Origin of the sequence: Castellaniella sp. (genome assembly GCF_034007085.1) — a bacterium.
In the GTDB taxonomy this organism is placed as follows: domain Bacteria; phylum Pseudomonadota; class Gammaproteobacteria; order Burkholderiales; family Burkholderiaceae_B; genus Castellaniella.
Genome location: NZ_JAVERO010000071.1, coordinates 1 through 10758, shown reverse-complemented (window position 1 = coordinate 10758; position 10758 = coordinate 1). Strand labels below are relative to the sequence as shown.

The window sequence follows — 10758 nt, the reverse complement described above, 5'->3', positions numbered from 1 at the left end:
GCCGGAGTACTGGCCGTGCTGGGCTATTCGGTGAACGAATCCGTGGTGGTCATGGACCGGATCCGCGAAAACTTCCGCAAGCAGCGCAAGGCATCGGTGCGCGAGATCATCAACGCATCGATCACGCAGAACATTTCCCGGACCATCATCACCCACGGCTCCACCCAGATGATGGTGCTGTCCATGTTCTTCTTCGGCGGCCCCACCCTGCACAATTTTTCCCTGGCCCTGACGATCGGGATCTGGTTCGGGATCTATTCGTCGGTATTCGTGGCCGCGGCCCTGGCGATGTGGATGGGCATCAAGCGCGAGGACCTGGTCAAGCCGGTCAAAAAGGACGAACCGGAAGTCGAACTCGGGTAAATCCGTTTCCTGTCCGCCTGCTTCCTGGGCCGGCGTCTTCGGACAGCCGGCCCTGTTTTTTGGGTTCTTGATCCGTGCGCGGCAACGGGCGGTTGTCGGAGAACCACCCGCCACCGTCCCGCAGCGCCGCCAGCACCTGGACTCATCCACAGTACAATTGAAGGTTTCCAGACTTTTACGCCCCCGGGATATAAACCCGTCACGGCACCCAACCATGCAAGAAACCACCCTGCGCCGCCCCGGCGTCCCGCCTGCATCTTCAAACACCCGCCCCGCCGCCGACCCAGCCCAGGACCAGGCCCTGGCCGCCCTGTTGCAACCGACAGAGCCCGGCCGCGTAAAAAAACTGTTCATCCGCACCTTCGGCTGCCAGATGAACGAATACGATTCCGAAAAAATGGCCGATGTGCTGCACGCCGCCAAGGGGGTGGAACTGACCCAGACCCCGGACGACGCCGACATCATCCTGTTCAACACCTGTTCGGTGCGCGAAAAGGCCCAGGAAAAGGTCTTTTCCGATCTGGGTCGCGTGCAGCACCTGAAACAGCAGAACCCCGGCCTGGTGATCGGGGTCGGCGGCTGCGTGGCCAGCCAGGAAGGCGAGGCCATCGTGCGCCGCGCGCCTTATGTGGACGTGGTGTTCGGCCCCCAGACCCTGCACCGCCTGCCGGAACTCATCGACCAGCGCCGCGCCACGGGACGGCCCCAGGTGGATATTTCCTTCCCGGAAATCGAAAAATTCGATGCCCTGCCCCCCGCCCGGATCGACGGGCCGGCCGCCTTCGTCTCCATCATGGAAGGCTGCAGCAAATACTGCAGCTTCTGTGTCGTTCCTTATACCCGTGGGGCCGAGGTTTCGCGGCCATTTGACGACGTGCTGGTAGAAATCGCCGACCTGGCCGACCAGGGCGTACGCGAAATCACCCTGCTGGGCCAGAATGTCAACGCCTACCGGGGACCGGCCGGCGCCGACGGAGCCATCGCCGATTTCGCCATGCTGCTGGATTATGTCCACGACATCCCCGGCATCGAACGCATCCGCTACACCACCTCGCATCCCAAGGAAATGACCGCGCGGCTGATCGAGGCCCACGGCCGACTGCCCAAGCTCGTCCCCTTTCTGCACCTGCCGGTCCAGGCCGGCAGCGACCGGGTGCTGGCCGCCATGAAACGCGGCTACACGGTCCTGGAATACAAGTCGATCATCCGCCGCCTGCGCGCCGCACGGCCCGACATGACGCTGTCCTCGGATTTCATCGTCGGCTTTCCCGGCGAAACCGAGGCTGACTTCCAGAAAACATTGGATCTGGTGCGCCATGTGGGTTTCGACCAGTCGTTCTCCTTCGTGTATTCGCGCCGCCCCGGCACGCCAGCGGCCGATCTGCCCGACCACACGCCGGAAGCCGAAAAGCTGGATCGACTGCACCGCCTGCAGGCCCTGATCAACGAACAGGCCGCCGCCATCAGCCGTTCCATGGTCGGCAGCGTCCAGCGCCTGCTGGTCGAAGGTCCATCCAAAAAGGATCCCGGCGACATGAAAGGCCGGACCGAAAACAACCGCATCGTCAACTTCGCCGGCCAGCCGCGCCTGATCGGACAGATGGTCGATGTGCGCATCACGGCGGCCCTGACCAATACCCTGCGCGGCGAAATCATGACGAACGATACCCTGCAATGACCGCTGCCCCACGCTCTGGCGGCCCCAAGGCCCGCCCGCTCACGCTGCAACTGGACGCCGACAACACCCACCTGGCCAATCTGTGCGGACCGCTGGACGAAAATCTGCGCCAGATCGCCCAGGCCTACGGAGTGGAGATCCAGCGGCGCGGCAACCGCTATACCCTCCGGGGCGTCCAGGCACGCCCAGCCGCCCGGGCGCTGCGCTGGTTCCACGAACGCGCGGCCCAGGCGCCACTGTCCCTGGACACCCTGCAACTCGGCCTGGTGGAACTGGGTGCCCATGCAGGCACGGCCCCCGAAGACGCGCCCGGCTTGCCCGATCTGCCGCCCGTGGACGATGCCAGCCTGAGCCTGCGCACCCGCAAGACCGACCTGCGGCCACGCACCCCGCGCCAGCGCGACTATCTGAACGCCATCCTGAAGCATGATGTGACCTTCGGTGTCGGGCCGGCCGGCACCGGCAAGACCTGGCTGGCCGTAGCCTGCGCCATCGACGCGCTGGAACGCGAATCCGTGTCCCGGCTGGTGCTGACGCGCCCCGCCGTGGAAGCAGGCGAACGCCTGGGTTTCCTGCCTGGCGATCTGGTGCAGAAAGTCGATCCCTACCTGCGACCGCTCTACGATGCCCTGTACGACCTGCTGGGTTTCGAGCGCACTCAGCGCCTGTTCGAAAAACAGACCATCGAAATCGCTCCGCTGGCCTACATGCGTGGACGCACGCTGAACCACGCATTCATCATCCTCGACGAGGCGCAGAACACCACGCCGGAACAGATGAAGATGTTCCTCACCCGGATCGGCTTCGGCAGCAAGGCCGTCATCAATGGCGACCCTTCCCAGGTGGACTTGCCCAAAGGCCACCAGAGCGGCCTGCTGCACGCCCTGGACGTGCTCGATGATGTACCGGGCATTGCCCAGACCCGCTTCACCAGCCGCGATGTGGTGCGCCACCCGCTGGTGGGCCGCATCGTCGAAGCCTACGAACGGGCGGGCGACCATGTATCCTGATTTTTCCCTCTCGGTCCAATACGCCACCGAAGCACCGACGCTGCCTCGCTGGCGCCTGCGGCGCTGGACGGGGCGCGCCCTGGCCCTGGCCCTGGCCCCACCCGAACCCCGTGCCGGCAGTCCGGTAGCCTTGACCCTGCGCATCGTCGGCGCCGAAGAAAGCCGCACCCTGAACGCGACCTGGCGGCAGCGCGATTACCCCACCAATGTGCTGACTTTCGAATACGGCGCTGATCCGTCCGGCCTGATTCTGGGCGACATCGTGCTGTGCCTGCCCGTGCTGGAACGCGAAGCCACCGAGCAAGGCAAGCCCCTGCTGCACCACGCCGCCCATCTGGTCACCCACGGCGTGCTGCATGCGCTGGGCCACGACCACATCGAAGCCGACGAAGCCGCACGCATGGAAGCCCTGGAAGCCCGCATCCTGGCCGCCCAGGGCATTCCGAATCCCTACATCGACGACGACCACGCCTGAAACCGATCGTTTATCGGTTATGCTACAGAATCCGTCACTCGTCCCCAGGACAATGTCAGAACCCCACACACCTGACCCGGAGCCTCGACCGCCCCGGTCCACACGTTCCTTGTTTTCCCGCTTCAAGGCCCTGCTGCGCCCAGCCCCGCCTGCCGACCGCGACGATATCCGCGCGGTCCTGGAAGCCGCCCATGACCACTCCGTCCTCGACGGGGAATCGTATGCCATGATTTCCGGGGCGCTCACGGTCGCGGACAAGACCGTGGCCGACATCATGGTGTCGCGCGCGCGCATGGACCTGCTCGATATTTCCCGCCCCCTGGCGGAACTGATGCCCAGCATCACCGAAACCGGCCATTCCCGCTTTCCCGTCTACGAAGGCGACCGCGACAACATCATCGGCGTACTGCTCGCCAAGGATCTGTTGCTGGCCCTGGCCGATCACGCGCTGGACATCCGCGCCCTGGTGCGCCCGCCGGTCTTCATCCCGGAATCCAAGCGCCTGAACGAACTGCTGCATGAATTCCGCGTCAGCCGCAATCACCTGGCCATCGTCATTGACGAACATGGTGGCGTCTGTGGCCTGGTGACCATGGAAGACGTGCTGGAACAGATCGTCGGCGACATCGAGGACGAATTCGATGACGAAGATGAAAAGACCATCTTCCGCACCGGCGAAAACAGCTGGCGCGCGATGGGCTCCGCAGAAATCGAGGATTTCAACGAAGCCTTCGGCGTCCAACTGCCCGACGAGGATGCCGATACGCTCAACGGCTGGCTCGCAGCCGAACTGGGTCACATCCCGCGACGCGGCGAGCGCCACGAAGGCCACGGCCTGGTCTTCACCGTCGTAAGCGCCGATAGCAAGCGGGCGCGCTGGCTGCACATCCAGCGGCTGCTGGATCCAGGCCCGCCTGCTTCCGAACATGCCGCCTGAACATCCGCCAGCAGTGCTGCCAGACAGGCCCCCGGCCGCTGCCCGGCGCGCCTGGCGCAACCCTCTGGCAGCACTGCTGGCCGGTGGCCTGCAGGCGCTTTGCTTTGCGCCCGGTCCCCTGCCCGCCTGGAGCCTACCCTTTGTGCAGATCGCCGCGCTGACCGTCCTGGCCGCCCTGACATTCCAGGCCCCCGGCCCACGTCGGGCAGCAGGCCTGGGCTGGCTGTTCGGCCTGGCCCAGTTTTCCATCGGCGTGTACTGGCTGACCATCAGCATGCACGAATTCGGTGGCCTGCCCCTGCCGCTGGCCATCCTGGCCCTGCTGCTGTTCGCCGCCGCGATGGCCATCTACGCAGCGGGCGCCTGCGCCCTGACCGCCTGGTTGTGCGCCGGCCATGGACAGCCCGAAAGACGCGCCTCGCGCCAGATCCTGAACGCCGTCATCTGGGCTTCGGCCTGGACGCTGTCCGAGTGGCTGCGCGGCACACTGTTCACAGGATTCACCTGGCTGAACATCGGTTATGCACATGCCGAAGGCATGTTCGCCGCCTGGGCGCCGCTGGCCGGTGTCTACGGCCTGGCCTGGCTGGCGGCGTTCTCTGCCGCCGCCGTCGCCCTGATGATCCGCGCCAAGGACACGGCCTACGACCGCAGCGCCGCCGCCGTCGTCGGCCTGGCGCTGCTGACCGGCCTGCTGGGCATCGTCTGGAGCCACATCGAATGGTCGCAGCCACAGGGCAAGCCCGTGATGGTGCGTCTGGTCCAGCCCGCCATCCCGCAGTCGGAAAAATTCCTGCCTGAACGCTTCCTGTCCACCCAGGCCCGTATCCAGCAGCTGGCCTCTCTGGCTCCCAAGAGCGAGGCAGACCGCCCCGCCGTGGTCATTCTGCCGGAAACCGTGTTGCCCATCTTCCAGGATCAGGTACCCGGGACCGTCTGGCAGCAATGGCGCGAAGCCAGTGAATCAATGCACGCGCCCTTCGTGCTGGGCGCGCCGCTGCACGTCAACACACCGATGGGCGACCGCTATACCAACGGCGCCATCGCCGTGCGGCCACACGCGCTGGCCTCGCCCCAATCCGACCACGACTGGCGCTACGACAAACGCCATCTGGTGCCTTTCGGCGAGTTCGTCCCACCCGGTTTCCATTGGTTCGTGCGCGCGCTGCAGATCCCCCTGGGTGACTTCGACCGGGGAGCCGATCACCAATTGCCGCTGGCGGTCGATGACCAGCTGCTGGCCGTCGATATCTGCTACGAGGACACCTTCGGCGAAGAAATCGCCGCCACCGTCGCCTCCAACGGACCCGATGCGCCAGGGGCCAGTATCCTGGCAAACCTGAGCAACCTGGCCTGGTTCGGCGACAGCTGGGCGCTGCGCCAGCACTTGTGGATTTCCCGCATGCGGGCCCTGGAGACCGCGCGCCCCATGGTACGGGCCACCAATACCGGCGCAACCGCCGCCATCGATGCCCAGGGCCGGGTACTGGGCCTGCTGGAACCGAACCGCCCCGGCATTCTGGACGCCGAGATCCAGGGGACCCAGGGACTGACGCCCTATGTGCGCTGGGGCAATGCGCCCATCCTGGCCTGGACGCTGCTGGGCCTGCTGCTGGCCGCCCGGGCCCGGCGGCGAGCAGACCCCACGTAAGACTCCCGGCCCGCAGCCCCCCACGCGCGGCTTGCAGGCCGATCCGATTCGTCTGGCATAGGACAGTCCTCAATGGACTGCCCTATGTCCCGCCTCATCCCGCAGGCGCTGCTCGAACGCAGCCTGATCCAGGGGTTCGTCGAACCAGTAGCCCTGACCTTCATCACAGCCCGCATCGCGCAGCAGTTCATATTGGATCTGGCTGGCGATGCCCTCGGCGGTCACCCGCAGACCCAGGCGATGCGCCAGGGCGATCAGCGCCTCGCAGACCATGGCAGCATGCTGACCATCCAGCAACCGCTCCGTCGTCGCACGGTCGAGCCTGAGCGTCTCGAACGGCACTTCATGCACCGCCAACAGGGCCGGCATACCGATCGAGACAGCCCCGACACTGAATCGCAAGCCGGCATCATGCAGACCCCGCAGCCGGATCCGCATCTGGGGATCCTCGGCCACCAGCACCTGTTCGCTCAGTTCCAGCACCAGGCAGTCCGGCGGCAAACCCAGCGTATCGAACAGCCCGAACACAGCATCCAGGCCAGTATCATCCCCCAGGCCCAACTGGGCGGGCGACACATTGATCGTCAAGCGCAAGTCCGGGGCCAGGTCCTGGCGCCAGCGGGCCAGCTGGTGGATGGCCTCGCGGAATACCCAGTCGCCCAACGGACGGATCAACTGACGCTCCTCGGCAAAAGCAATGAAGTCCGCAGGAGAGATCACGCCAAATTCCGGATGCCGCCAGCGCAGCAGCACCTCGGCCTGGACAATGCGCCCCGACTGGAAGGCATGAATCGGCTGGAACAGGAGAAAGAACTGCGAATCCTCGATCGCCTGCGGCAGGGCATACATCAGATCGCGCTGCATGCGCGCGCGTTCACGCATGCTCTGGTCGAAATAGTGATAGCAGTTCCGGCCGGACGCCTTGGCGACGTACATGGCCATGTCCACATGGCGCATCAGGGCCTCGGCATCCTCGGCGTCCTGGGGATACAGCGCCACGCCCAGACTGGCCGAAACCCGTAGGGGGTCACCGCCCAGGCGGTAGGATTGCGTGATCCGATCCAGGATGGCACGGCACAAGTCATCGATGTGTGCCTTGTCGGAAGCGTTGCTCAGGAGAATGACGAACTCGTCCCCCCCGAGACGCGCCACGAACGAGCCATCAGGGGGCGCACAGGCCTGCAGTCGCCGGGCGACCTCGATCAGCAGGCGGTCCCCCGTGGCATGGCCCATGGAGTCGTTGATTTCCTTGAACAGATCCAGATCCAGGAACAACAGCGCCAGGGATTGCCCAGACCGATCTGCGGACTGGACAGCGGCCCGCAGGCGCTCGTTGAAATATTGGCGGTTCGGCAGGCCGGTCAGGGGGTCGTGATGCGCCTGGTTCCAGATCTGGGTTTCGATCTGCTTTTTCTGGGTCACGTCACTGAGCATCGCAACCCGGCAATTGATCGAACCATCATGGTTCCAGGCGGTGTCCATGACCACGCGCTCGGCATAGCTCTCGCCCGATTTGCGCTGTCCCCAGTATTCGCCTTCCCAGCGGCCCTGCGTATTGATGGCGTGCCACATGTCATCGTAGAAATCACGGTTGTGGCGACCTGGCCGCAGCAAGGGCAACAATTCGCCCGCGATCTCGTCGGGCCAGAATCCCGTCATCCGCGAATAGGCGGGATTGACGTCGATGACGACCCCAGCGGAATCCGTGATGGCAATGGCCTCGCTGCTGTTCTCGTAGGCAATGGCCGCCAGCTGGGCCGAGGATTCCGCCTGCTTGCGTTCGGTGATGTCCTGAACGATTCCGATGATGGACACCTGTTCGCCCATTTTCACCGTCGAACTGAATACCTCGATATCGATCTCCGTGCCGTCCTTGCGGCGGCCTCGGCGCTCGAAACGCAGTGTGCCATCCCGCCGGTTCTGGCTGGCCTTGATCGATTCAGCCATCAGGAACCGTTCACGCGGGACGACGATGCCCAGCAGCGTCATGGCATCGATCATCTCGTGCGGTTCGTAGCCGAAGATCTCGGCCATCTTGTGGCTGACGAAGGTGAACCGGTCCTGCTCGACCAGGAAGATCCCCACGATGGAATTGGACGCCAGCCCCTGGAAAATGGTATCGGCCCGCAGCAGTCCGGCCTGATTCTCGCGCATCTTGGCCAACAGATCATGGACCTGCCGGATGCCGTCATTGAAATCCTGGACGACCTGGCCAAATACGCCCGATCCCCGATACGCGACCCGGACATCGTAATGCCCTCGAACCAGTTCCCGGCACGCAATCCGCAATTCCCTCAGGGGACGGACCAGGTGACGGCGCAACAACAGGTACAGGCCCAGCAGCACGATCAGATCGAACAACACCAGCCCGCCGCTCATCAACAGCGCGTGGTCCTTGCCCTGGAGCAGCAGAGGCATCAGGGTATCGGCGCAGGCATCCAGTGTGGCCAGCAAGGTTTCGGCGTCATCGGCCACCCACTGGCGCTGGATGACCTGCGGCAGGGATTGCGTCTCGGATGCTTGCTCGTCGCGTACGTAAGTGCCCAGCAGCGCGGTCTGCAGCCGACCGCGCAGGATCGCCCAGTCACGCCGGATTCGGGGCAGAAAATCGCGCACGGATGCATGCGTCAGCGCGGGAATCTCGCGGCCGTCGATGACGCCGCCCTGATCCAGGGCTTGCATGGCGCGATCCATGAAATCCATGTCCTGGCTGATCTGCCCGGCCTGCACCAGCGCACCATCCGACAGGCGCATCGCCCGCACGGCCAACTGCTGACTGGAAGCGCGCATGTGATCCAGCGTCATGGCCTGGCCCAGCGCGCCGTCATAGCGCGACAGCAGGGAATGCACGATGACGGCATTGCCCAGTACGAAGGCCAGCATCAGCAAGAAGAAGACCGCAGACACCGTCCCCGGTCCAAAAGTGCTCCTGGCCGCCTGCCAGACCCCGCGCGATGTGTGAGGGCTCATGCCTTCCCTGTGAGATGTATGACAGTGATGACAGGCCAATGCACAGCCCAGGTCGCCATCCCAGGCATGTTAATGGATACGCGAAAAAGGACAACACGCTAACAACCCGAAACCACAGGTGGAGATCGGGGTTTTGGTCCGGTGTGGTCAGACCAGTCTGGCCAGGGAGACAATGAGAATGAATAGAAAAAGCCCCGTTGGTCGCAACCAACGGGGCCTTGGATTCTTTGGCGGAGCGGACGGGGCTATTTCCCGGCTTGCCAAATTACCTTGCAAATCAGCAGGTTAGAAAGTTGTGTTGGGTGAAAACTACAAAAAACTCTACCTGAACATTTACCCATTGTAGCAGTCCGGGGGTTCTACCGCACTATTTCCGCGTCCCGACGCGTCCCCAAGTACCGAAAATATGTTCTTGTCTTACGACCTCATAGGCTAACGCTTGAAAATTACTATTTTTTGCGCAAGCAACAAAATTGATTAATAGCCTTTGTTTATCAGTATCTTCAATTGTTTTAGGGGGTTGAAAAGTAGAAGATTTAACGTATATTCCAAGCGGGAGTTAATTATGGTCTATTTTTAATGGTTTTAATCTCTACTTTGTTTGATTAATTCCACTGATTAACTATAATATAAATACCCTAAGTATACGAAAAGTATCACCTCTAACGAAAGTTAGGGGTTTTTTATTGTCTAAAATAAATATTAGTTAATTCAAATAACAAACTATAATCGCATAAGCGAAAGAATAATTTATTTAGAGAAAACGGATGCGGGCGCGTCGGGACGCGAAAACAGAGCGTATGTAATTCCAGGTTAATAACTAATAATTAAGTTCAAGCGTAGCAGTAAGACCGTAAGGTAAGGATTCTAATGTCCTTGGACGAAAAGGCCCGTAGGCCGCTAATGTCGCCTGAATTAAATCTCTATTGTTGAGATAACAATTTAAATTGGTGAATTAACAACTAATTAGTTTCCTGAAAATCTCTAATAATCACCTCCTTGTCTCTTACTCTCTTTTATATACTATCTTACTACTCTCAAAACCCTGATAAACAAAGGCTTTAGCTCTAAAATAGTTTCCTATAGAAGAAACTTAATAGTTTCCTGTAGAAGAAACCAAAGTTTCCTTTAGAAGAAACTTTTTTTAGTTTCCATTTTTTATTTACTTGATTCTTTTGAGAAACTTTATATACTATATTAGAAACTGAAAGGAATAATAAAAATGAATACTATACAAAATACAACTAATGATAATTTTGCCGGGTTTGCTACTGACATAGAAAAGTTAGATGATAATGATGAGTTTAAAGACATCAAACAGGTTAATGCGAAAGTTTATATTGAAAGAGCACCGAAGGTATCTATTAAAAATGAATTTGTTTTATTCTTTGTAGATAACTTTAACGAAGTGATGATTAAATACAATCTAACACAAAGAGAGATTAAAGTTATTTTTGCCATATTGAATAAAATGTCTTACGGAAATCAATTAAACATTACACAAAAGGCAATTTCCCAAAAATCAGGAATAGCAAAAGCCCACGTTAGCACTATATATAAATCATTGATTGAGAAAAATATACTTATTCGTTATGAAGATGGATCAATTTTCTTTAATCCAAATTTAGCATTAAAAGGTCTAACGCATAAGTTAAATAAAGATGTTGTTAATAA

General features: G+C 60.2%; 7 protein-coding genes and 1 pseudogene. 7 read left to right on the top strand and 1 reads right to left on the bottom strand.

Going from position 1 to position 10758, the window contains the following annotated elements:
* The 6 genes and pseudogenes from RBR29_RS07695 to lnt all read left to right on the top strand — a co-directional run.
* A pseudogene (locus tag RBR29_RS07695) lies at positions 1-363 on the top strand (protein translocase subunit SecF); the annotation flags it as partial.
* Between the two features lie 214 nt (positions 364-577).
* Positions 578-2041, top strand: a complete 1464-nt coding sequence (gene miaB / locus RBR29_RS07690) for a tRNA (N6-isopentenyl adenosine(37)-C2)-methylthiotransferase MiaB (protein ID WP_320348381.1) — start codon at positions 578-580, stop codon at positions 2039-2041.
* On the top strand, positions 2038-3051 hold the full coding sequence (locus tag RBR29_RS07685) for a PhoH family protein (RefSeq protein WP_320348380.1): 1014 nt from the start codon (positions 2038-2040) through the stop codon (positions 3049-3051). Before miaB ends, RBR29_RS07685 begins: the two co-directional genes overlap by 4 nt.
* Positions 3041-3526, top strand: a complete 486-nt coding sequence (gene ybeY, locus RBR29_RS07680; protein WP_320348378.1) for an rRNA maturation RNase YbeY — start codon at positions 3041-3043, stop codon at positions 3524-3526. The genes RBR29_RS07685 and ybeY overlap by 11 nt, the downstream gene beginning before the upstream one ends.
* 52 nt (positions 3527-3578) lie before the next feature.
* Complete coding sequence (locus RBR29_RS07675; protein ID WP_320348377.1) at positions 3579-4463, top strand: transporter associated domain-containing protein; 885 nt, start codon at positions 3579-3581, stop codon at positions 4461-4463.
* Positions 4453-6114 carry an apolipoprotein N-acyltransferase gene (gene lnt, locus RBR29_RS07670; RefSeq protein WP_320348376.1) on the top strand — a complete coding sequence of 554 codons (1662 nt, stop codon included), beginning with the start codon at positions 4453-4455 and terminating at the stop codon, positions 6112-6114. Before RBR29_RS07675 ends, lnt begins: the two co-directional genes overlap by 11 nt.
* 69 nt (positions 6115-6183) lie before the next feature.
* Here lnt and RBR29_RS07665 read toward each other — a convergent pair whose 3' ends face one another.
* Complete coding sequence (locus RBR29_RS07665; protein WP_320348375.1) at positions 6184-9084, bottom strand: EAL domain-containing protein; 2901 nt, start codon at positions 9082-9084, stop codon at positions 6184-6186.
* A 1222-nt stretch (positions 9085-10306) separates the two neighbouring features.
* Between RBR29_RS07665 and RBR29_RS07660 the strand changes: the two genes are divergently transcribed.
* On the top strand, positions 10307-10758 hold a 452-nt coding region (locus RBR29_RS07660; protein ID WP_320348374.1), incomplete at its 3' end, for a replication/maintenance protein RepL.

Coding starts and splice junctions, on each gene's coding strand:
- RBR29_RS07685 (WP_320348380.1), top strand. CDS start 2,038: ATGACCGCTGCCCCACGCTCTGGCGGCCCCAAGGCCCGCCCGCTCACG.
- RBR29_RS07665 (WP_320348375.1), bottom strand. CDS start 9,084: ATGAGCCCTCACACATCGCGCGGGGTCTGGCAGGCGGCCAGGAGCACT.
- lnt (WP_320348376.1), top strand. CDS start 4,453: ATGCCGCCTGAACATCCGCCAGCAGTGCTGCCAGACAGGCCCCCGGCC.
- RBR29_RS07675 (WP_320348377.1), top strand. CDS start 3,579: ATGTCAGAACCCCACACACCTGACCCGGAGCCTCGACCGCCCCGGTCC.
- miaB (WP_320348381.1), top strand. CDS start 578: ATGCAAGAAACCACCCTGCGCCGCCCCGGCGTCCCGCCTGCATCTTCA.
- ybeY (WP_320348378.1), top strand. CDS start 3,041: ATGTATCCTGATTTTTCCCTCTCGGTCCAATACGCCACCGAAGCACCG.